Consider the following 21,162-nt stretch of genomic DNA (forward strand, 5'->3'; position numbering starts at 1 on the left):
CCCCGTCCCGCGGCAGGCGCCCGGCGGCCGGGGCCCGGCCCCAGGGGGTGTCTTCCGGATCCTGCCTGACCCGCGCCGTCCGGCAGGATCCGAAGGAGACGGCCTAGGACAGCCGCTCGATGACCATCGCCATGCCCTGGCCGCCGCCGACGCACATGGTCTCCAGGCCGAACTGCTTGTCGTGGAACTGGAGGCTGTTGATCAGCGTGCCGGTGATCCGGGCGCCGGTCATGCCGAAGGGGTGGCCGACGGCGATGGCGCCGCCGTTGACGTTCACCTTGTCCAGGTCGAGGCCCAGGTCCTGGTAGGACGGGATCACCTGGGCCGCGAAGGCCTCGTTGATCTCGGCCAGGTCGATGTCGCCGATGGTCAGGCCGGCGCGCTTGAGGGCCTGCTTCGAGGCCTCGACCGGGCCGAGGCCCATGATCTCGGGGGAGAGGCCCGAGACGCCGGTGGAGACGATGCGGGCGAGCGGGGTCAGGCCGAGCTCGCGGGCCTTCGTGTCCGACATGATCACGAGCGCGGCGGCGCCGTCGTTCAGCGGGCAGCAGTTGGCGGCGGTGACCAGGCCGTCGGGGCGGAAGACCGGCTTGAGGCCCTGCACGCCCTCCAGGGTGACGCCGGCGCGCGGGCCGTCGTCCGCGGAGACCACGGTGCCGTCCGGGAGGGTCACCGGGGTGATCTCGCGCTCCCAGAAGCCGTTCTTGATGGCCTGCTCGGCGAGGTTCTGCGAACGGACGCCGAACTCGTCCATCTCCTGGCGGCTGATGCCCTTGAGCCGGGCCAGGTTCTCCGCGGTCTGGCCCATGGCGATGTACGCGTCGGGGACGATGCCGTCCTCGCGCGGGTCGTGCCAGGTGGAACCCTCGGAGGCGGCGACCTCGGCGGTGCGGGCCTCGGCGTCGGCGAAGAACGGGTTGTGCGTGTCGGGCAGGGAGTCCGAGTTGCCCTTCACGAAGCGGGACACCATCTCGACACCGGCCGAGATGAAGACGTCGCCCTCGCCGGCCTTGATCGCGTGCAGCGCCATGCGGGAGGTCTGCAGCGAGGAGGAGCAGTAGCGGGTGATCGTGCAGCCCGGGAGGTGGTCCATGCCCATCTGCACGGCCACGATGCGGCCCAGGTTGTTGCCCTGCTCGCCGCCGGGCAGGCCGCAGCCCAGCATCAGGTCGTCGATGTCGCGCGGGTCGAGCTCCGGCACCTTGGCCAGGGCGGCCTGGACGATGGTCGCGGTGAGGTCGTCCGGCCGCAGGTCCTTGAGGGAGCCCTTGAAGGCCCGGCCGATGGGCGAGCGGGCGGTCGAGACGATCACGGCTTCGGGCATCACGGCTCCATGAGGGTGCGGAGTGGGCGGACTGAAAGGGAAGTTACCCGTACGTACCGCATGGGGTCACCGGGCTGGGCATGTGATGCGGACCTCTTTTCTAAGCGAGCGCTCAGTTGGTGGAGGCGGGGGTCTCCGCGGCCCCCTCGCCCCGGGCGTCCCGCGCCGCCTCCGCCGGGACCGGCAGGCGCCGCCGCCTGCGGTGCTTCAGGAGGGCCCAGGGGGCGCGCGCACCCGTGACCTCGGTGCCCGCCTCCCGCGCCGCCTCGGCCGCCGCCTTCGCGACCGGCAGCATGTTCTCCCGCCGCGCCGGCTCCAGGCGGTCCGTCTCCGGCCACACGCCGAGCACCGCGCAGAGCGTCGGCAGCACGGCCATCGCCGCCGTCGCGTACCCCTCCGCCGAGGGGTGGAAGTTGTCCACGCCGAACATCTCGCGCGGGTTGGCGGCGAACTCCGGCCCGAGCAGGTCGCCCAGCGACACCGTCCGGCCGCCCTGCTCGACCACCACGATCGTCTGCGCCGCCGCCAGCTGCCGGGAGGCCCGTCGGGCCAGCCAGCGCAGCGGCTGGTAGACCGGCTCGATCGTCCCCAGGTCGGGGCAGGTGCCCACCACCACCTCCGCGCCGGCCGTCCGCAGCCGCCGGACCGCCGACGCCAGGAGCCGTACCGACTCCGTCGGCGACATCCGGTGCGTCACGTCGTTGGCGCCGATCATGATCACGCAGACGTCCGGCGGGCCGAGGGGCTGGGTCAGCAGCAGCGACACCTGGCGCTCCAGGTCGTCGGAGCGGGCGCCGGAGAGCGCCACGTTCCGCAGCACCACCGGCCGCTCCGCCACCGCCGCGAGGCCGGAGGCGAGCAGCGCGCCGGGCGTCTGGCCCGAGCGGCGCACCCCCTGACCCGCCGCCGTGGAATCACCCAGAAGGGCCAGTCGCAGGGGGTCGTCCGTGCCGAACGCGCGGCCGTAGAGGCCGTCCGCTCCCGGCGGCAGCGGGGCCGCGCCGCCGCCCACCGTCCGCTTCGCGATCTGCATCTCGGCCAGCAGGACGCCCACCGCCGCCACACCCAGCAGCCCGATGCTCCCGCCGCCGTACGCCGCACCCGCCGCGATCCGCCGCGCCACCCTCGCCCTCGACATGGGGCCGTCACCTCCTTCAAGCCGTTCAGGGTCTAACTGCCCCGTAACCCGCTCCGACTACGCATACGCTGGCCACACCATTACGGAGACCCCGGAGATTACGGTGCAATTCCACGACTCGATGATCAGCCTCGTCGGCAACACCCCGCTGGTGAAGCTCAACAGCGTCACAGCGGGCATTCAGGCGACCGTCCTGGCCAAGGTCGAGTACTTCAACCCCGGAGGCTCGGTCAAGGACCGGATCGCCCTGCGGATGATCGAGGCCGCCGAGCAGAGCGGCGAGCTCAAGCCCGGCGGCACCATCGTCGAGCCCACGTCCGGCAACACCGGCGTCGGCCTGGCCATCGTGGCCCAGACGAAGGGCTACAAGTGCATCTTCGTCTGCCCCGACAAGGTGTCCCTCGACAAGATCAACGTCCTGCGCGCGTACGGCGCCGAGGTCGTCGTCTGCCCGACCGCGGTCGACCCGGAGCACCCGGACTCGTACTACAACGTCTCGGACCGCCTTGTCCGTGAGACCCCCGGTGCCTGGAAGCCCGACCAGTACTCCAACCCGAACAACCCGCGCTCCCACTACGAGACCACCGGCCCCGAGCTCTGGGAGCAGACGGAGGGGAAGATCACCCACTTCGTCGCGGGCGTCGGCACCGGCGGCACCATCTCCGGCACCGGCAACTACCTCAAGGAGGCCAGCGGCGGCTCCGTGCAGGTCGTCGGCGCCGACCCGGAGGGCTCGGTCTACTCCGGCGGCTCCGGCCGCCCGTACCTCGTCGAGGGCGTCGGCGAGGACTTCTGGCCGACCGCCTACGACCGGAACGTCACGGACCGGATCGTCGCCGTGTCCGACAAGGACTCGTTCCAGATGACCCGCCGCCTCGCCAAGGAGGAGGGCCTCCTCGTCGGCGGTTCCTGCGGCATGGCCGTCGTGGCCGCCCTGGAGGTGGCGCGCGAGCTCGGCCCGGACGACGTCGTCGTGGTCCTGCTGCCGGACTCCGGCCGCGGCTACATGTCGAAGATCTTCAGCGACGAGTGGATGGCCGACTACGGCTTCCTGGAGGACACCTCCACCGCCACCGTCGCCGACGTCCTGCGCCACAAGGAGGGCGGCACCATGCCCTCCCTCGTCCACATGCACCCGGACGAGACCGTCGGCCAGGCCATCGAGGTGCTCCGCGAGTACGGCGTCTCCCAGATGCCCATCGTGAAGCCGGGCGCCGGCCACCCCGACGTGATGGCCGCCGAGGTCGTCGGCTCGGTCGTGGAGCGCGAGCTGCTCGACGCCCTCTTCGCGAAGCGCGCCTCCCTGGAGGACGCCCTGGAGCAGCACATGAGCGCGCCGCTGCCGCAGGTCGGCTCCGGCGAGCCCGTCGGCGACCTGATGCACGTCCTCGGCGAGACCGCCGACGCGGCGATCGTCCTGGTCGAGGGCAAGCCGACCGGCGTGGTCAGCCGCCAGGACCTGCTGGCCTTCCTGGCCAACGGCGGGAAGTAGCCCCCGGGCGGGGGCGGCGGGTGCGTTCGCGCAATCGGTACGAGGGCGACACGTCCGCGCAGCACCCGCTTAACACGCCTCCGGCACAGTAGTGGTTGTCGGCGTCACGGACTTCCGGAGCGGCTCCCGGACTCCCGACGACGCCACGGACGCGGAGACCGGCCCTGACCCGGGCCCGTGTCCTCGCGGGGACCGCCGTCGTCCCGCCCCCCGGTTCCGGGGGTGCGGCGGTCCCCGCGCCGACCTCCCGCCGGGGAGGCCCGGCCGGGCCTTTCCGGCGGTCTTCCCGTTCCCGCTTCTCTCCCGAGCACCCCCTGCATATCCTTATGCAGAGCCCTTCGCGGGTGAATAGGTGCGAGAGAGAGGGGCGGCGGCATGAGCGACAGCCCGGCCGGTCGGCTGCAGGCGCTCTTCGAGGGGCACCGGCTGACGCCGACGCAGCGGCGGATCGCGCACTGCATGGTGCGCCGGGCCGCCGACGCGCCCTTCCTCTCCAGCGTGGAGCTCGCCGAGCTCGCCGGGGTCAGCCAGCCGTCCGTGACCCGCTTCGCCGTCGCGCTCGGCTTCGACGGGTACCCCGCGCTCCGCCGCCACCTGCGCGAGGTCGCGCCCCCCGAGCCGGGCGCGCCCGGGGGAGCGGACGAGGGGCTCAACGAGTACCAGCAGGCGGTGCTCGCCGAGATCGAGAACCTCCGGCACCTGGCCGGGCTGCTCGCCGACCCCGGGCCCGTCGAGAAGGCCGGCCGGCTGCTCGCCCGCTCGCGGCCGCTGCCCGTGCTGGGCCTGCGGGCCGCCTCGTCACAGGCGCGCGGCTTCGCCTACTTCGCCGCCAAGGTGCACCCGGACGTCCGGCTGCTCGACGAGGCCGGGTCCATGCTCACGGACCGCGTCGACGCCGCCGTGCGCGCCGGGGCCACGGCCCTGCTGTGCTTCGCGCTCCCGCGGCACCCGCGGGAGGTCGTGGAGGCCCTGGAGTACGCCAGGGCGGCCGGGCTCACGGTCGTGACCGTCGCCGAGTCGGCGTTCGCGCCCGTCGCCGCGCACAGCGACCTGCTCATCCCGGCCGCCGTCGGCACCGGGCTCGCCTTCGACACCGCCTGTGCGCCGATGATGCTCGGCAGGGTCCTGCTGGAGGCCATGGCGGACGAGCTCCCGGACGCGCAGGCGCGTCTGGAGGAGTTCGACGCGAAGGCGGCGGCGCGGGGCCTGTTCGTCGAGTAGCTCCGGGACCGTGAAGGGCGCGGCGCGGGTGTCCGCCGGGCGGCCCGGTCCCGCGGGTGGCGGCGGCGCGGGGCCCGCGCGTCGAGGAGGCCCCACGCCCGCGAGGGCCGGTCAGACGTCGAGTTCGGCCTCGATCTTCTTCAGCTGGTGGCGCGCCATCGCGAGGTTCGCCCGCTCCTTGTCCAGGGCGAGGTACAGGAACAGGCCGCTCTTGCCCTGCCCCTTGAGCAGCCGGATCATGTGGTACTGGCGGCCGAGGGTGATCAGGATGTCCTCGATCTCCTCGCCGAGGCCGAGCATCTCCATCGTCCGGACCTTGGCCCGGACGACGTCGGTGTTGCCGGCCGCGGCCATGTTGAGGTCGAGTTCCTTGCCGCCGCCGATCGTGCCCAGCGCCATCCCGCTCGTGTAGTCGACGAGGGCCGCGCCGATGGCGCCTTCGATGGCGGCGGCTTCCTTGAGGGAGGACTCGGTGTTAGCCATGGGTGTCGCACTTCCTTCTCGTGTACGTGGTGTCTTCTCGTGTACGGGTCGTCCGGGTGGTGCTCGTGCGGTGTTCGTTCCGTGTCAGTGCAGGTCTCTGCGCTCCAGCGCGCCGTCGACGAGCTCGCCTATCCGGACGCTGGACCTGCGGGCCTCCAGGTGGAGCCGCCCGACGTTGATCCGGGGCTCGGCGAGCAGGGTCAGGACGGCCGAGCCGCCCGCCGCGTAGGTCGCCACGTAGCCGTTCTCGCCGCGCACCAGGAGCTCCCGGAACCGGCCCTGGCCGGTGCTGTCGGTCAGCCGCATGCCGACGCCGAGCGCCGCCGCGGTCAGCGCGGCCACGCTCTCGGCCTCGCCGTCCACGGTGTCGTGGGCCAGGACGAGCCCGTCGGCGCTGGCCGCGAGCGCACCGGTCAGCTGGGGCAGCCGGGCCCGCAGCCGTCTGAGCTCGCCGAGGACCTCGGCTTCTGCGGTCATGAGCTGTTTCCTTTCGGCGCGCAGGCGCAGGGCACGCCTCATCACAGGTGTGCCTCCAGGGCGTCACGGAGCCGGCGCAGCAGGGCGATGTCGGGATCGGCCACCGGCAGGGCCGGTAAGAGGGCGGGCATGAGCGGTGGCGGTGGTGGGGACGGGGGGACGGGGTCGAGCGGGGTGTCGACGAGTCCGGCGGCCGCGAGCCGCCGGACGTCGAGGAGGGTGTGGAAGGCGGGGCGGCCGAGCACCCGGGCGAGCTCCGCCGGGGTCAGCTGCCCGTCCGCGGCCGCGAGCAGGGCCCGCTGGCGGGCTCCCACGGTCTGGCCGGGGGCGGCGCGGCGCGGGGCGACGGGGGAGGTGTCGACGGCGGCGTACGGCCAGACGGCGTCGAGGAGTTCGCGGCGGCGCACCGTCTCCCGCTCGACCGCCTCGGCGGAGACCGGCCGGACCGTGCCGAACCAGTGCCCGACCCCGTACCGGAAGCGGGTCGGTCCGCTGGTGGGGGAGAGGGCGAAGAAGGCCGCGTCGAAGACGGCGCCGAGGTGGCAGATCTCCAGTTCGCCGTCGTGGAGCCGGCCGCTGTCGACGAGGAAGCGGCCGACGGCGCGGTGGGCGCCGGCCCGGTCGACGGCTTCGTCCCAGCCCTCGCGGGGGAGTCGTCCGCCGGCGGTGAGGAGGATGTCGACGCCGGGGGCGGCGGGGCTCTCGGCGTGCACCACGCGGCCGTCGACGAGGTAGAGGGTGCCGTGGTCGCGGAGCAGGGCGCCGGTGGCCTTCTCGGCGGCGAGCCGCACCAGCATGGGGGAGACGGGGGTGGCGACGGTACTCGCTCCGGGCCCGCTCATCCCAGGACCAGCCGTTCGGCGAGGTCCCGGAGGCGCATCCGGGCGAGGGCGAGGTTGCCGGTGTCGCGGTCGAGCCAGAGGTGGAGGAAGACGCTGCTGTCGAAGGAGGTCTCGACGAAGCGGAGGACGTGGTAGCCGGCGCGGGTGGTGACGATCAGGTCCTCGACGGGCGGTTCGTCGCCGGGTATGTCCCCTTCGGCGGTGAAGGAGTCGAACTCGGCGGCGGCGCGGGCTATCTCCGCGGTCTCGGCGGCCGTCGTCTCGTGGTCGCCGACCGGTGAGTCGCCCGCCGTCCCGAGCGCGAGCCCGCTGGTCCAGTCGACCAGGGAGGCGCCGCGAGCCCCCGGCAGGGTCATGGCCTCCATCAGGCACTCGTCGATTCCGGGCACGCGGATTCCCCTCCCGATGCGGCGTGCGGACGTACGGCAGTGACGGTGACGTTACTGAACGCAGCGGCTTCCGTGGGGTGTTCTGGCATTTTCCATCGGAACATGCCAGGCCCTGTCCGAATCGGGACCGGAATGTGTGTCAGGTCGCGTGTCAGGACTTCGATTCCACCGCGTTCGCGATCTCGGACAGGTCCTTCGCGAGCGCCTTGGCGACCGCCTTCGCGCCGAAGCGGGCGATCAGCCGTCCCAGGAACCCCTGTCTCCGGCCGCGGGCGGGCCGGGCGGAGAACGTCATCCGCAGGGTGGTCGCGCCGGTCCCGTCGGGCGTGAGGGTGATCTCGGAGACGTAGTGCATGCCGTGCGAGTCGGCGACCGTGACGTACCGGTCCGGCGGCTCGCACTCCGTCACCAGCATCTCCTCGGTGGCCTCCTTGCCCAGCATCCGCCGGGTCTCGCGCCAGCGGGTGCCGACGGCGAAGCCGCCCTGGGTGAGCACCTCCACCCGTTCGACGCCGGAGAGGACCCGCGGCATGTCGGGCAGGTCGGTGATGGACTCCCAGACCCGCCCGGGGGAGGCGTCGACCCGTCGCTCGACGACGACGGTCGTGGTGTTCGAACCGGTTCCCGTTCCAGTCATGGCTTCATCGAAACCGCGTCGCCCGGCCCGCGCTACCGGACGAGGGCGTCCGCGTGCGCCCCGCCCGCCTCGGCGACGATCTCCGCGAGCGTCTGGGCCTCCCGCACGGTCGTGAAGGCGACCACCGCGTCGCCGCCGTCCCCGTCGCCGGGCTCCGTCACCGTGAAGCCGTGGACGCCCGGCCGCGGCAGGCTGTTGTACGCGTAGTGGTGGGCGAAGAAGTAGGCGCCGGTGTCCGGGACGGCCACCACGTCCCCCGGGTGCAGCAGCGGCAGGGCGCGGCCCGCGGCCAGCAGGTCCCCGGCGAAGCAGGCCGGGCCCGCGACGTCCTGGACGGTGACCTCCCCGGTGCGGGGGCGGCCCCCGGAGTCGTACGCGAGGACGCGCAGCGGCCAGGCCTCGGGGGCGTAGACCGTCCGGGTGGCCACCTGCACGCCCGCGTGGGTGACGGCGATCGGCCGGCCGCCGGAGGTCTTCGTGTACTCCACCCGGGCGAGGAGCGTGCCGTGCTTGGCGAGCAGCGAGCGGCCGAACTCGGTCACCAGGCCGTAGCGCCCGTCGAAGAGCCCGGGGGCGGTGTCGGCGAGCAGCCGGGCGTACTCCGCGTACGTCGGGGTCTCCTCGTCGGAGTGGAAGTCGACCGGCAGCCCGCCGCCGATGTCGAGGGTGTCGATCTGCTGCCGGCCGACGGTGCGGTTGATCTCCTCGGCGAGCGCGTACGCCTCGCCGACGCCTTCCGCCATCAGGGCGAGCGGCACGCCCTGGGAGCCGGTGTGGGTGTGCAGGCGGGTCAGCCAGGGACGTTCCAGGTAGGCCTGGACGACCGCCTTGCGGGCGCCCTCGTCGCGCAGTGCCACACCGAACTTGGAGGTGGCGGTCGCGGTCGAGAGGGCTCCGATGGATCCGGCTCCGACCTGCGGGTTCACCCGGATTCCGAGGGGTGAGGAGGTGGGCGTGGCGGCGACGAGCGCGTCGAGCCTGGCCAGCTCCTGGAGGTTGTCGGCGTTCACGGCGATGCCGAGCGCGAGGGCCTGGCGCAGTTCGGCGGGGGTCTTGGCGGGGGAGTCGAGCACGGTGCCGGCGGCCGGGATCCCGGCGGCGCGGGCCAGGGCCAGCTCGCCGGGGCTGGCGACCTCGGCGCCGAGTCCGGCCTCGCGCAGGAGGCGGAGCACGGGGACCAGCGGGGCGGCCTTGACCGCGAAGGCGTGCAGGACGGGCGCGTCGGTGACGGCGGCGAACGCGCTGGTCAGAGCGGCGGCGGAGGCGCGGATGCCCGCGGTGTCGAGGAGGGCGACGACCGGTTCGGCGGCGGAGAGGAGACCTTGGTCGACGGAGGCGCGGACGGCGAGATCGCGGCGGGAGGAGGCCATGTGTCCATCCCATCACCGGGACGTGCGGCCCCGCAGCTGTTGACTACAACTATTCATGACGCCAGGATGTGAATATCCAGTCGACAATCGAGGAGGCACGCCATGTCAGGACCCCGCCCCGTACGGGCCCCGCGCGGTACGGAACTGAGCGCCCTGGGATGGCAGCAGGAAGCCGCCCTCCGGATGCTCCAGAACAACCTCGACCCCGAGGTCGCCGAGCACCCCGACAAGCTCGTCGTCTACGGCGGCACCGGCAAGGCCGCCCGCGACTGGCGCTCCTTCGACGCCATGGTCCGCACGCTCCGGACCCTCAAGCAGGACGAGACGATGCTCGTCCAGTCCGGCCGCCCCGTCGGCGTCATGCAGACCCACGAGTGGGCCCCCCGCGTCCTCATCGCCAACTCCAACCTGGTCGGTGACTGGGCCAACTGGGAGGAGTTCCGGCGCCTGGAGCAGCTCGGCCTCACCATGTACGGCCAGATGACCGCCGGATCCTGGATCTACATCGGCACCCAGGGCATCCTCCAGGGCACGTACGAGACCTTCGCCGCCGTCGCCGCCAAGAAGTTCGGCGGCACCCTGGCCGGCACCATCACCCTCACCGCCGGCCTCGGCGGCATGGGCGGCGCCCAGCCCCTCGCCGTGACGATGAACGACGGCGTCGCGATCTGCGTCGACGTCGACCCGCGCGCCATCGAGCGCCGCATCGAGCACCGCTACCTGGACGTGAAGGCCGACAACCTCGCCCACGCCCTCCAGCTCGCCGTCGAGGCCCGCGACGCCCGCCGCCCGCTCTCCATCGGCCTCCTCGGCAACGCGGCCGAGCTGCTCCCGCAGATGCTCGCCGAGGGCGCCCCGATCGACATCGTGACGGACCAGACCTCCGCCCACGACCCGCTCTCCTACCTCCCGGTCGGCGTCGCCTTCGAGGACATGGCCGACGCGGCCGCCAAGGACCCGGCCGGCTTCACCGTCCGGGCCCGCGAGTCGATGGCCCGGCACGTCGAGGCCATGGTCGGCTTCATGGACGCGGGCGCCGAGGTCTTCGACTACGGCAACTCCATCCGCGGCGAGGCCCAGCTGGCCGGCTACGACCGAGCCTTCGCCTTCCCCGGCTTCGTCCCCGCCTACATCCGGCCGCTGTTCTGCGAGGGCAAGGGCCCGTTCCGCTGGGCCGCCCTCTCCGGCGAGGCCTCCGACATCCACAAGACGGACAAGGCGATCCTCGACCTCTTCCCGGAGAACGAGTCCCTCCACCGCTGGATCAAGATGGCCGGCGAGCGCGTCCACTTCCAGGGCCTGCCCGCCCGCATCTGCTGGCTCGGCCAGGGCGAGCGCGACAAGGCCGGCGACATGTTCAACGACATGGTCGGCAACGGCACCCTCGCCGCTCCCCTCGCGATCGGCCGCGACCACCTCGACTGCGGCTCGGTGGCCTCCCCGTACCGCGAGACCGAGGCGATGCTCGACGGCTCCGACGCCATCGCCGACTGGCCGCTGCTCAACGCCATGGTCAACGTCGCCTCCGGCGCCTCCTGGGTCTCCCTCCACCACGGCGGCGGCGTCGGCATGGGCCGTTCCATCCACGCCGGCCAGGTCTCGGTGGCCGACGGCACCAAGCTCGCGGGCGAGAAGATCCGCCGCGTCCTGACGAACGACCCCGGCATGGGCGTCATCCGGCACGTCGACGCCGGCTACGACATCGCCGAGCGGGTCGCCGACGAGAAGGGCGTCCGGGTCCCGATGCGCGAGGGCGACGACGCGTGAGCGCCACCTTCCAGGCCATGTGGCGGTCGCTGCGGCCCATCGGCCGCAGCGCCGCCTCCGGCGGCTACCGGCGCTACGCCTGGACCGGGGCCGACGCCGACTGCCGGCTCTGGTTCCGGATGCAGGCCGAGGCCCGCCGGATGGACGTCGAGACCGACCGCAACGGCAACCAGTGGGCCTGGCTCGGCGACCCCGCCGCCGGGAACGCCGTCGTCACCGGCTCCCACCTGGACTCCGTCCCGGACGGCGGCGCCTTCGACGGCCCCCTCGGCGTCGTCTCCGCCTTCGCCGCCCTCGACGAACTCCGCTCGCGCGGCGTCTCGTTCAAGCGCCCGCTCGCCATCACCAACTTCGGCGACGAGGAGGGCGCCCGCTTCGGCCTCGCCTGCGTCGGCTCCCGCCTGACCGCCGGCCGGCTGACGAAGGAGCAGGCGTACGAACTCCGCGACGCCGACGGCACCACCCTCCCGCAGGCCATGGAGGCGGCCGGCTACGACCCGGCCGCCATCGGTCCGGACCCCGAGCGGCTCGCCCGCATCGGCGCGTTCGTCGAACTCCACGTCGAGCAGGGCCGCGCCCTCGACCTGTCCGGGGACTCCGTCGGCATCGCCTCCTCCATCTGGCCGCACGGCCGCTGGCGGTACGACTTCGCCGGCGAGGCCAACCACGCGGGCACCACCCGCCTGGTCGACCGCCGCGACCCGATGCTCACCTACGCCGAGACGGTCCTCGCCGCCCGCCGCGAGGCCGAGCTGGCCGGCGCCGTCGCCACCTTCGGCAAGATCGCCGTCGAACCGAACGGCGTCAACGCCATCCCGTCCCTGGTCCGCGGCTGGCTCGACGCCCGCGCCGCCGACCAGGACGCGCTCGACACCGTCGTGGCGGGCGTCGAGACGGCGGCCCGCGACTACGCCGGAAGGCACGGCATCGACCTCACCGTCGTCCGGGAGTCCTTCACCCCGGTCGTGGACTTCTCGCACGCCCTGCGCGACGAGCTGTCCCGGATCCTCGGCGGGCCGGGAAAGGTCCCGGTCCTCGGCACCGGAGCGGGACACGACGCGGGAATCCTCTCCGAATCGATCCCGACCGCCATGCTGTTCGTACGGAACCCCACCGGCGTCTCGCACTCCCCGGCCGAGTTCGCGGCCGAGGACGACTGCGTGGCCGGGGTCCTCGCACTCGCCGACGTACTGGAGGAGCTGGCGTGCCGCTGACGACGTACTGGCTGGAACACGCCTGGCTCGACACCCACGTCGAGCCGGGCGTGGCCCTGGACGTGGACTCCGACGGCCGGATCGCGGCCGTCCGCACCGGGGTGGACACCCCGCCCCCGGGCGCCGTCGCCCTCCACGGCCTCACGCTCCCCGGCCTCGCCAACGCCCACTCGCACGCCTTCCACCGCGCCCTGCGCGGCACCGTCCAGGTCGGCTCCGGCACCTTCTGGACCTGGCGCGAGGTCATGTACCACGTGGCCCAGCGGCTCACCCCCGACAGCTACTTCGCCCTCGCCCGCGCCGTGTACGCCGAGATGGCGCTCGCCGGCATCACGGCCGTCGGCGAGTTCCACTACCTCCACCACGCGCCCGGCGGCACGCCGTACGCCGACCCCAACGCCATGGGCGAGGCCCTGATCGCCGCCGCGGGCGAGGCCGGCATCCGCATCACCCTCCTCGACACGGCCTACCTCTCCTCGGGCTTCGGCGCCGCGCCCGACCGGCACCAGCTCCGCTTCTCCGACGGCACCGCCGACGCCTGGGCCGAGCGGGTCGGCGGCCTCAAGGAACGCGACGGCGTACGGATCGGGGCCGCGATCCACTCCGTGCGCGCGGTCCCCGCGGACCAGCTGTCCACGGTCGCCCGCTGGGCCCAGGACCGGCAGGCACCCCTGCACGTCCACCTGTCCGAGCAGACCGCCGAGAACGAGGCCTGCCTGGCCGCCCACGGCCGCACGCCCACGCAGCTCCTCGCCGACCACGGCGTGCTCGACCACCGCACCACCGGCGTCCACAACACGCACATGACGGACGCCGACATCGCGCTCATCGGCTCGACGTCCACCGGCACCTGCATGTGCCCCACCACCGAACGGGACCTGGCCGACGGCATCGGCCCCGCCGTCGCCCTCCAGCGCGCCGGCTCCCCGCTCTCCCTCGGCAGCGACAGCCACGCGGTGATCGACCTCCTGGAGGAGGCCCGCGCGATGGAGCTGAACGAACGCCTCCGCACCCGCACCCGCGGCCACTGGACGGCCGCCGCACTCCTCCGCGCGGCCACGGCCGACGGCCACGCCGCCCTGGGCTGGACCGAGGCGGGCACCCTGGAGCCCGGCGCCCCGGCCGACTTCACGACCCTCGCGCTGGACTCCGTCAGGACAGCGGGACCGGTACCGCGTCTGGCAGCCGAGACGGCGGTATTCGCAGCGTCGGCCGCGGACGTGCGGCACACGGTCGTGGGCGGTCGCCGGATCGTGCGGGACGGGATCCACCAGACCGTGCCGGACGTGCCGCGGGCCCTCGCCGACTCGATCGCCGCCCTGCGCGGCTGAAGCGCCTGAAGGAGACACCTCTCATCATGAACACGGGCCCCGCGGCGACGAACAACCCGGCGGCGAGCTCCGCCCCCACGAGCGCGAACAGCGCCGTGGCGACGACCGCCACCGCCATCGTCAACATCGCCAGCCTCGTCACCAACGACCCCTCCTCCGGTGATGGAACCCCTCTCGGCCTGATCCAGGACGCGGCCGTCGTCATCGACGGCGACCGCGTCGTCTGGGTCGGTGAATCCAGCAAAGCACCCGCCACTGACAACCGGATCGACGCCGGCGGCCGCGCGGTGCTCCCCGGCTTCGTCGACTCCCACTCCCACCTGGTCTTCGCGGGCGACCGCACCGCCGAGTTCAACGCCCGCATGTCCGGCCGGCCCTACGAGGCCGGCGGCATCCGCACCACGGTCGCGGCGACCCGCGCGGCGACCGACGCCGAACTCTCCGCGAACGTCGCCCGCCACCTCCGCGAGGCCCTCCGCCAGGGCACGACGACCTTCGAGACCAAGTCGGGCTACGGCCTCACGGTCGAGGACGAGGCACGCGCCCTCCGCATCGCCGCCGAGCACACCGACGAGGTCACCTACCTCGGCGCGCACATCGTCTCCCCCGACTACGCCGACGACCCCGCCGCCTACGTCGAGCTGGTCACCGGAGCGATGCTGGACGCCTGCGCCCCGTACGCCCGCTGGGTGGACGTCTTCTGCGAGAAGGGCGCCTTCGACGGCGACCAGGCACGCGCGATCCTCACCGCCGGCAAGGCGAAGGGGCTCCACCCGCGGGTGCACGCCAACCAGCTCACCTACGGCCCCGGCGTCCAGCTGGCGGTGGAACTGGACGCGGCGAGCGCGGACCACTGCACCCACCTCACCGACGCCGACGTGGACGCCCTGGCGAGCGGAACGACGGTCGCCACCCTCCTCCCCGGCGCCGAGTTCTCCACCCGCGCGCAGTGGCCGGACGCCCGCCGGCTCCTGGACGCGGGCGTGACGGTGGCCCTGTCCACCGACTGCAACCCCGGCTCGTCCTACACGTCCTCGGTCCCCTTCTGCATCGCGCTCGCGGTACGGGACATGGGCATGACCCCCGACGAGGCGGTCTGGTCGGCCACCGCGGGCGGCGCGGCCGCCCTGCGCCGCACGGACGTCGGCCGCCTGGTCCCCGGCGCCCGCGCCGACCTCGCCCTCCTCGACGCCCCGTCCCACGTCCACCTGGCCTACCGGCCGGGCGTGCCGCTGGTGAACGAGGTCTGGCGGGCGGGCGTCCGGGTGGCCTGAGCACGGACCGGGCACCGCCCGGACGGCTCGCCTCCTACGAGGCGCGGTGCCCCAGTACGTTCACCACCCGGCCGTCCGGGTCGCGGACGAAGAAGCGCCGCACGCCCCACGGTTCGTCGGTCAGCGGGTGGACGATCTCCGCCCCCGACGCGCGGACCGCCCCGTAGGCCGCGTCCACGTCGTCGACCTCCACGCTCATGTCGGGGACGACGGGCGCGGTCAGGTCGGCGGCCATCAGGCTGATCTGCGCCGTCGGCGCCGCCGGGGAGGCGAGGGTCGCGATCCAGCCGTGGTTCATGACCTCCTCGAACCCGAGCAGCGCGTAGAAGTCGCGGTTCCGCTCCGGCTCCGAGGTGCGGAGGTTGGGCACGGCACGTCGGACGGTCATCGGGTGCTCCCGGAGGTCGGCGGTCTTCCCGTACCCGGCACCCTAGAGGCGTCGTCGGACTCCCGTCCGCCCCGCGGCACCACGTCGGTCACGGAAAGCCCCGGTATCCCTGCCACGGGTGACCATGGACCGGTACCGTCCTGTCTGTCCCGGTCGCGGGATCGGGGTGTGGACCGGGGGTCGGCAGGTGAGTGCTGTGAGCGTGCGCGTCGTGCGGCCGGCGGAGCTGGGCGAGCGCGAGATCGAGGCGTGGCGGGAGCTGCGCGCGACGTCGGGAGCGCCCGCGAACCCCTTCATGGAACCGGAGTTCACCCGGGCGGTCGGCGAGGTCCGCCCCGGCGCGCGGGTCGCGGTCTGGTGGCAGGACGGCGAACCGGTCGGCTTCCTCCCGTACGAGAAGGGCCTCCTCGGCGGCGGCCGCGCCATCGGCTTCGGCGTCTCCGACAGCCAGGGCGCCGTGCTGCGCCCCGGACTCCGCCCGCACGCCCGGGCGCTGCTGCGCGTCTGCGGGCTCGCCGTCTGGGAGTTCGACAACCTGGAGGACGGGCAGCCGGTCTTCGAGGGTGCCGCCGCCGAGTCCTTCGCCTCCCCCGTGATCGACGTCGGCGAGGGGTACGCGGCCTACGAGGCCCTGCTCCGCGTCCAGTCGCCCAAGTTCCTCAGAACCACCCTCGCCAAGGAGCGCAAGCTCGGCCGCCGGGCGGACGGCGAGGTGCGCTTCGTCTTCGACGAGCGCGACCCGGAGGCCCTGCGCACCCTCATGGAGTGGAAGTCCGCCCAGTACCGCAGGACCGGCCGCGGCGACCGCTTCGCCCAGGAGTGGATCAGCGCGCTCGTCCGCCGGCTGCACGCCCTCCGCACCCCCGGCTGCTCCGGCGTCCTGTCCGTGCTGTACGTGGCGGACCGGCCGATCGCCGCCCACTTCGGACTGCGGTCCCGGACCGTGCTGTCCTGCTGGTTCCCGGCGTACGACCCCGCGTTCGCCACGTACTCGCCGGGGCTCGTCCTCCATCTGCGGATGGCCGAGGCCGCGGCGGCCGCCGGGATCCGGCTGCTCGACCTGGGGCGCGGCGCCGCCGAGTACAAGGACTCCCTGAAGACGGGGGAGTTGACGGTGTACGAGGGGGCCGTCGTCCGCCCGGGCCTGCGGGGCGCCCTGCACTGGCTGCGCCGGGAGCCCCCGCTGCGCGTCCACCGCTTCGTCCGCACCCGGCCGGCCCTCGCGGCCCGGGGCCGGTCCGCGCTCAACGGCGTCGCCCGGCTGCGGGGCCGCCGTTAGCCCCCCGCGGCCCCGACGTCCCGTGTCCTCCCGCACCCGCCCGCCCCGACCCGCGCGCCCCGCCCCGCCCGTCTCCGTACGTCCCTGGGAAGAGCCCCGATGAGCAGCACGCCAGCCCCCCGGCCCCTCTCCGTCGCGGAACTCGACCTCGACGCGCCCGACGGGCCCGTCCTCGGCTTCCGCCCGGCGCCCGGCGGACCGCCCGTCGTGCCCGGCGACGTCTTCGCGCTCATACGCCTCCGCGGCCGCCCCGCCGCCACCGTGGTCGGCACCGTCCCCGACGGCGTGGACCCCGCCGCGGTCCTGGCCGGCCTCGCCCGGCGGCGGCTCGCCGACGCCGGGCGGCCCGGCACCGACGCCGAACGCCTCGCGGCCGCCCGGACCCCCGCCCCCGGGACGCCGCCCCCCGCGCCCCCGCCCCGCGCCTCCGTCGTCGTCGCCACCCGCGAGCGCCCCGGGCCGCTCGCCCGCGCCCTCGACTCGCTCCTCGCCCAGGACCACCCGGACTTCGAGCTGATCGTCGTCGACAACGCGCCCCGCACCACCGACACCCGCGAGCTCGTCACCCGCGCGTACGCCGAGCACGCCGACCGGATCCGCTACGTGCGCGAGGACGTCCCCGGGCTCGCCACCGCCCACAACACCGGCCTCGCCGCCGCCGAGGGGGCGGTCGTCGCCTTCACCGACGACGACGTGATCGCCGACCCGCGCTGGCTGAGCGCCCTCACCGCCCCCTTCGCCGCCGACCCCGGCCTGGGCTGCGTCACCGGCCTGATCCTGCCCGCCCGCCTCGGCACCCCCGCCCAGGTCCTCCTGGAATCCCACGGCGGCTTCGCCAAGGGCTTCGCCCCCCGCCTCTACGACCCGGCGACCCCGCCCGCCGACGAGCCGCTGTTCCCCTTCACCGCGGGCAGCTTCGGCTCCGGCGCCAACATGGCCTTCCGCGCCGACGCGCTGCGCCGGGCGGGCGGCTTCGACCCGGCGACCGGGACCGGGACCGCCGCCCGCGGCGGGGACGACCTGTACGCGTTCGTCGCGGTCCTCGCCGCCGGCTTCCGCCTCCGCTACACCTCCGAGGCCCTCGTCTGGCACCACCACCGCGACACCTGGCAGGACCTGAGGAACCAGGCGTACGGCTACGGCGCCGGGCTCACCGCCTACCTCACCGCCACCCTGGTCCGCAGCCCGCGCCTGCTCCCGGCCCTGCTGGCCCGGCTGCCGCGCGGCCTCGCGCACGCCCGGACCATGACCGCCCGGCGCGGGGAGACCCCGGAGGCCGGCGTCCCCGGCGAGCACGGGGCACAGCACCACCCCTGGCCCGCCTCCCTGTCCCGGCTGGAGCGGCGCGGCATGCTCTACGGCCCGATCGGCTACGCCAAGGCCCGGGCCCGGGGCCGCGCACGGGCCCGGGGCCCCGCCGGTCCCCCCGCCCAGGACGGGCGGGCCCGGCACGGGAGTGCGGAGGCGACCCGGTGACCGGCGGCTCCGCGCGCACCCGCATACCCGTCCTGCTCTACCACGCCGTGATGGCGGACCCCCCGGACTGGATCGCCGAATTCACCGTCTCACCGCGGGAGTTCGCCGCCCAGCTCGACGCGGTCGTCGCCAGCGGCCGGACCGCCGTCACCGTGGGCACGCTCGCGGCGCACGTCGCCACCGGCGCCCCGCTGCCGCCCCGGCCCGTCGTCCTCACCTTCGACGACGGCTTCGCCGATCTGGTGGGACCGACCGCCGAGGCCCTCGCCGACCGGGGGCTGCCGTCCACCGCGTACCTCACCACCGGGGCCATCACCCGCGGCCGGCCCTGCCTGCTGCCGCCCGCGCCGATGATGACCCTCGCCCAGGCGCCCCGGCTGGAGCAGTACGGGATGGAGGTCGGCGCGCACACCGCCACCCATCCGCAGCTCGACACCCTCGCACCGGCCGCGCTCCGCCGGGAGCTGCGCGAGTCCAAGGCGGTCCTGGAGGACGTCCTCGGGCACGAGGTCCGCCACCTCGCCTACCCCCACGGGTACAACAGCCCGGCCGTACGACGGGCCGCCAGGGCCGCCGGGTACGCCTCGGCCGTCGCCGTCCGGCACGCGCTCAGCTCCGGCTCGGACGAGATCTACCGCATCGCCCGGCTGATCGTGCGGCGCAGCCACACCGTCGCCGACGTCGAGCGGTGGATGGAGGGGCGGGGTGCGCGGACGGCGCCGTACCCCGACTCGCTGCCCACGGTCGGCTGGCGGATGTACCGCAGGGCCCGCGCCCTGCTGAAGGGGCCCGAGTTCGCCGGCTAGCGCCGGCAGCGGCACGCGCATGATCGACAACTCCGGCGATCCGACCGGCGGTTGAAAGGCCGAACGCATCCGAAGTACGTTCCGTACGTCGGCGAAAGGGATGTTCGTGGGGGGAGAGGCCGTGCAGCGTCAGGGGCCCGCACCGGTGACCGGGGGCGGGGTGCCGCCGCAACCCGCCGCCGCGGACCGCGGGGAGGGGCGGGAGGCCGAACGCCCGGGAGCGGAAGGGGGGTCCGCGCCGACGGCGACCGCCGCCGACGGCCCGCCCGGGCCCGCACGGAAGACGGGCCCGGCGGACTCCGGCGGCGGGACCGCCCCGGCGGGCCCCGCTCGCGAGGAGGGCAGGGCCGGCGGGGGCGCCGCCGCCCGGGGCCGGCTCGTCGCCTTCGTCCGCTCCCCGGACGCACTCAACCTCGCCCCCCTGCTCCTCGCCGCCGGTCTCTGGCTCTGGGCGCTGCCCGGCATCGACTTCCGGGACATGGACCAGTTCGGTCTCCTGGACCGCTTCCCGCTCGTGTACTACGCGGCCCTCGTGGTCCTCACCGGCGGATTCGTCCTCACCCTTCGCCGCGCCGGCACCGTGCCCCTCTGGCCCGCCACCTACTGCGCGGCCATGCTCGTCGCCCTCAAGGCGCCGCCCGCGATCCTCTACGACTCCGTCCGCTACGCCTGGGCGTCCAAGCACGACGCGATCATCAGCAGACTGCTCGCCCAGGGCACCGTCCACCCCGGGACCGAACTCTCCGGCGGCATGTCCGCCTACGACCAGTGGCCCGGCTTCTTCTCCCTGGACGCCGCCCTCGTCCGGGCCTTCGGCGTGGACGCCGCCGCCTCGTTCATCAACTGGGCGCCCGTCGCGCTCGGTCTCCTCACCGTCCCGGTCCTGATCCTCGTCTACCGCACGTTCAGCGACGACTGGCGGCTCGTGTGGACCGGCGTGTGGATCTTCCAGCTGGCGAACTGGGTGGGCCAGGACTACCTCTCGCCGCAGGGCTTCTCGTACCTGCTCTACCTCACCGTCTTCGCCGTCGTCGTCCGGCACTTCGTCCTGCCCGGCTCGGCGGGGGCGCTGCGCGACCGCGCCGCGCTCGACCCGGCCGCGGCGGCCGTGCCGCCGCCGACGACCACCCGGCAGCGGGCCGTCGCCGTCCTCTTCCTCCTCCCGGTCATCGCCACCATCAACGCCTCGCACCAGCTCACCCCGGTGATGCTGTGCGCGAGCCTCTTCGCGCTCTGCCTCACCCGCCGCTACCGCAACCTCGGGCTCCTCGCCGTCACCGGTCTGACCATGCTGGTCTGGAACCTGACGATGGGCCGGGAGCTGTTCCTGGAGACGCTCGGCACCCTGCGCGAGAAGGCCGGCGACCTGCTCGGCAACTCACGGCCCGGCTTCGCCGGCGATCCCACGGGTCCGGGACCGGAACTCGTCGGCAGCGCCAACATCCTCATGGTGCTCGCGCTCGGCGGCCTCGCCGTCGCCGCCGTACTCCTCCGCCGCCGGCTGGTCCGCAGCGCGCTGCCGCTGCTGCTGACCGCCGCCGCGCCCCTCCCGGCGTTCGCCGTGAACGACTACGGCGGCGAGATGATCTTCCGGGTCTACCTCTTCGGCCTCCCCGGCGCCGCCTTCTTCGCCGCCGCCGCGCTCGTCCCCGCCGCGGGGGCCGCCGGCCGGGCCGCCTCGATCGCCCGCCGCACGGCGGCCGTCGCCCTGCCCGTCACCCTCGTCGCCATGCTCGCCGGCTTCCTGCCCTCGTACTACGGCAAGGAGGGCATGCACTACGCGCCGCCCGGCGAGACCGCCCTCACCCGCCGCGCCTTCGACCGGGCCCCCGAGGGCGCGCTGATCCTGGCCGCCACCGGGGCGTTCGCCGACTCGTACTACCGCTACGACCGGTACGAGCGCTGGTTCTTCACCGAGCAGGAGGTCGACGAGAACCTCCGCATGCTGAAGGACCCGGCCGGCTACCTGGCCGGCGGCATCCCCGCGGGCCGCCCGGCGTACGTGATCCTCACCCCCACCCAGGGGGAGGCAGTCATCGGCGAGGGCTACCTCCCGGAGGGCGGCTTCGCCCGCCTCGGCGTGGCGCTCAAGGCGTCGCCGCTGTTCGCGGTCGTCGAGGAGAGCCGGTACGGGCTCGTCCTGCGCTACCGGCCCACCACCACCGGCTGACCAGGACCGCCGCCACAGGGCGGACCCGCGACCGCCGGCCACCGGCGGACCGGGACCGCCCGGCTCCGGCCGAACCCCCGACGG

Annotated in this window: 19 protein-coding genes; 10 read left to right on the plus strand and 9 right to left on the minus strand. The window is 74.2% G+C overall.

Annotation, left to right across the window (positions count from 1 at the left end):
- Window positions 1-103 precede the first annotated feature (103 nt).
- Together ACY0MR_RS22185 and ACY0MR_RS22190 are read right to left on the minus strand one after the other, a co-directional pair.
- Window positions 104-1,324, minus strand: a complete 1,221-nt coding sequence (locus ACY0MR_RS22185; protein WP_388806068.1) for an acetyl-CoA C-acetyltransferase — start codon at window positions 1,322-1,324, stop codon at window positions 104-106.
- A 112-nt stretch (window positions 1,325-1,436) separates the two neighbouring features.
- The gene (locus ACY0MR_RS22190; RefSeq protein WP_388806273.1) at window positions 1,437-2,447 is read right to left on the minus strand and encodes an SGNH/GDSL hydrolase family protein; all 1,011 of its coding nucleotides are present in this window, start codon (window positions 2,445-2,447) and stop codon (window positions 1,437-1,439) included.
- A gap of 118 nt (window positions 2,448-2,565) precedes the next feature.
- Between ACY0MR_RS22190 and ACY0MR_RS22195 the strand changes: the two genes are divergently transcribed.
- Window positions 2,566-3,954, plus strand: coding sequence for a cystathionine beta-synthase (locus ACY0MR_RS22195; protein WP_388806066.1), 1,389 nt, complete (start codon window positions 2,566-2,568; stop codon window positions 3,952-3,954).
- 375 nt (window positions 3,955-4,329) lie between these two features.
- The gene (locus tag ACY0MR_RS22200) at window positions 4,330-5,175 is read left to right on the plus strand and encodes a MurR/RpiR family transcriptional regulator (RefSeq protein ID WP_392866301.1); all 846 of its coding nucleotides are present in this window, start codon (window positions 4,330-4,332) and stop codon (window positions 5,173-5,175) included.
- 111 nt (window positions 5,176-5,286) lie between these two features.
- Here ACY0MR_RS22200 and ACY0MR_RS22205 read toward each other — a convergent pair whose 3' ends face one another.
- The 6 genes from ACY0MR_RS22205 to ACY0MR_RS22230 all read right to left on the minus strand — a co-directional run bounded on the left by ACY0MR_RS22205 (window position 5,287) and on the right by ACY0MR_RS22230 (window position 9,373).
- Window positions 5,287-5,658: a hypothetical protein gene (locus ACY0MR_RS22205; protein WP_361849061.1), complete on the minus strand. Its 372-nt coding sequence runs from the start codon at window positions 5,656-5,658 to the stop codon at window positions 5,287-5,289.
- Between the two features lie 84 nt (window positions 5,659-5,742).
- Complete coding sequence (locus ACY0MR_RS22210) at window positions 5,743-6,135, minus strand: roadblock/LC7 domain-containing protein (protein ID WP_361849058.1); 393 nt, start codon at window positions 6,133-6,135, stop codon at window positions 5,743-5,745.
- Window positions 6,136-6,176: 41 nt separating this feature from the next.
- Entirely contained in the window at window positions 6,177-6,977 is an 801-nt protein-coding gene (locus ACY0MR_RS22215; protein WP_388806061.1) for a transcriptional regulator, read from the minus strand.
- Window positions 6,974-7,366, minus strand: a complete 393-nt coding sequence (locus ACY0MR_RS22220; protein WP_473554881.1) for a roadblock/LC7 domain-containing protein — start codon at window positions 7,364-7,366, stop codon at window positions 6,974-6,976. The genes ACY0MR_RS22215 and ACY0MR_RS22220 overlap by 4 nt, the downstream gene beginning before the upstream one ends.
- Before the next feature lie 151 nt (window positions 7,367-7,517).
- A complete protein-coding gene (locus tag ACY0MR_RS22225; RefSeq protein WP_404085107.1) occupies window positions 7,518-8,003 on the minus strand; it encodes an SRPBCC family protein in 486 nt (161 codons plus the stop codon).
- 32 nt (window positions 8,004-8,035) lie between these two features.
- Window positions 8,036-9,373 carry a type III PLP-dependent enzyme domain-containing protein gene (locus ACY0MR_RS22230; protein WP_451059923.1) on the minus strand — a complete coding sequence of 446 codons (1,338 nt, stop codon included), beginning with the start codon at window positions 9,371-9,373 and terminating at the stop codon, window positions 8,036-8,038.
- 102 nt (window positions 9,374-9,475) lie between these two features.
- Between ACY0MR_RS22230 and hutU the strand changes: the two genes are divergently transcribed.
- From hutU to hutI, 4 genes are read left to right on the plus strand one after another with little or no spacing between them, the layout of a single operon-like run.
- On the plus strand, window positions 9,476-11,140 hold the full coding sequence (hutU, locus tag ACY0MR_RS22235; RefSeq protein ID WP_403315730.1) for a urocanate hydratase: 1,665 nt from the start codon (window positions 9,476-9,478) through the stop codon (window positions 11,138-11,140).
- A 17-nt stretch (window positions 11,141-11,157) separates the two neighbouring features.
- Entirely contained in the window at window positions 11,158-12,354 is a 1,197-nt protein-coding gene (locus ACY0MR_RS22240) for an allantoate amidohydrolase (RefSeq protein ID WP_388806272.1), read from the plus strand.
- The gene (locus ACY0MR_RS22245) at window positions 12,345-13,685 is read left to right on the plus strand and encodes a formimidoylglutamate deiminase (RefSeq protein ID WP_473554884.1); all 1,341 of its coding nucleotides are present in this window, start codon (window positions 12,345-12,347) and stop codon (window positions 13,683-13,685) included. The genes ACY0MR_RS22240 and ACY0MR_RS22245 overlap by 10 nt, the downstream gene beginning before the upstream one ends.
- A gap of 26 nt (window positions 13,686-13,711) precedes the next feature.
- Window positions 13,712-14,959 (plus strand): imidazolonepropionase, encoded by a 1,248-nt coding sequence (hutI, locus tag ACY0MR_RS22250; protein ID WP_388806051.1) that lies wholly within the window; start codon window positions 13,712-13,714, stop codon window positions 14,957-14,959.
- A gap of 34 nt (window positions 14,960-14,993) precedes the next feature.
- Here hutI and ACY0MR_RS22255 read toward each other — a convergent pair whose 3' ends face one another.
- Entirely contained in the window at window positions 14,994-15,347 is a 354-nt protein-coding gene (locus tag ACY0MR_RS22255; RefSeq protein WP_392209108.1) for a VOC family protein, read from the minus strand.
- A 196-nt stretch (window positions 15,348-15,543) separates the two neighbouring features.
- Here ACY0MR_RS22255 and ACY0MR_RS22260 point away from each other — a divergent pair, with 196 nt between their 5' ends.
- The 4 genes from ACY0MR_RS22260 (at window position 15,544) to ACY0MR_RS22275 (ending at window position 21,078) form a co-directional block, all read left to right on the plus strand.
- The gene (locus ACY0MR_RS22260) at window positions 15,544-16,626 is read left to right on the plus strand and encodes a GNAT family N-acetyltransferase (RefSeq protein WP_403315725.1); all 1,083 of its coding nucleotides are present in this window, start codon (window positions 15,544-15,546) and stop codon (window positions 16,624-16,626) included.
- A gap of 99 nt (window positions 16,627-16,725) precedes the next feature.
- The gene (locus ACY0MR_RS22265; RefSeq protein ID WP_473554889.1) at window positions 16,726-18,102 is read left to right on the plus strand and encodes a glycosyltransferase family 2 protein; all 1,377 of its coding nucleotides are present in this window, start codon (window positions 16,726-16,728) and stop codon (window positions 18,100-18,102) included.
- Between the two features lie 50 nt (window positions 18,103-18,152).
- Complete coding sequence (locus tag ACY0MR_RS22270) at window positions 18,153-18,908, plus strand: polysaccharide deacetylase family protein (RefSeq protein ID WP_388806270.1); 756 nt, start codon at window positions 18,153-18,155, stop codon at window positions 18,906-18,908.
- Between the two features lie 121 nt (window positions 18,909-19,029).
- Entirely contained in the window at window positions 19,030-21,078 is a 2,049-nt protein-coding gene (locus ACY0MR_RS22275) for a hypothetical protein (RefSeq protein WP_473554891.1), read from the plus strand.
- The last annotated feature ends 84 nt before the right edge of the window (window positions 21,079-21,162 follow it).

This window comes from Streptomyces sp. JN8, from assembly GCF_055808075.1.

Coding starts and splice junctions, on each gene's coding strand:
- ACY0MR_RS22265 (WP_473554889.1), top strand. CDS start 16,726: ATGAGCAGCACGCCAGCCCCCCGGCCCCTCTCCGTCGCGGAACTCGAC.
- ACY0MR_RS22210 (WP_361849058.1), bottom strand. CDS start 6,135: ATGACCGCAGAAGCCGAGGTCCTCGGCGAGCTCAGACGGCTGCGGGCC.
- ACY0MR_RS22185 (WP_388806068.1), bottom strand. CDS start 1,324: ATGCCCGAAGCCGTGATCGTCTCGACCGCCCGCTCGCCCATCGGCCGG.
- ACY0MR_RS22215 (WP_388806061.1), bottom strand. CDS start 6,977: ATGAGCGGGCCCGGAGCGAGTACCGTCGCCACCCCCGTCTCCCCCATG.
- ACY0MR_RS22255 (WP_392209108.1), bottom strand. CDS start 15,347: ATGACCGTCCGACGTGCCGTGCCCAACCTCCGCACCTCGGAGCCGGAG.
- ACY0MR_RS22240 (WP_388806272.1), top strand. CDS start 11,158: ATGTGGCGGTCGCTGCGGCCCATCGGCCGCAGCGCCGCCTCCGGCGGC.
- hutU (WP_403315730.1), top strand. CDS start 9,476: ATGTCAGGACCCCGCCCCGTACGGGCCCCGCGCGGTACGGAACTGAGC.
- ACY0MR_RS22230 (WP_451059923.1), bottom strand. CDS start 9,373: ATGGCCTCCTCCCGCCGCGATCTCGCCGTCCGCGCCTCCGTCGACCAA.
- ACY0MR_RS22200 (WP_392866301.1), top strand. CDS start 4,330: ATGAGCGACAGCCCGGCCGGTCGGCTGCAGGCGCTCTTCGAGGGGCAC.
- ACY0MR_RS22225 (WP_404085107.1), bottom strand. CDS start 8,003: ATGACTGGAACGGGAACCGGTTCGAACACCACGACCGTCGTCGTCGAG.
- ACY0MR_RS22205 (WP_361849061.1), bottom strand. CDS start 5,658: ATGGCTAACACCGAGTCCTCCCTCAAGGAAGCCGCCGCCATCGAAGGC.
- ACY0MR_RS22270 (WP_388806270.1), top strand. CDS start 18,153: ATGGCGGACCCCCCGGACTGGATCGCCGAATTCACCGTCTCACCGCGG.
- hutI (WP_388806051.1), top strand. CDS start 13,712: ATGAACACGGGCCCCGCGGCGACGAACAACCCGGCGGCGAGCTCCGCC.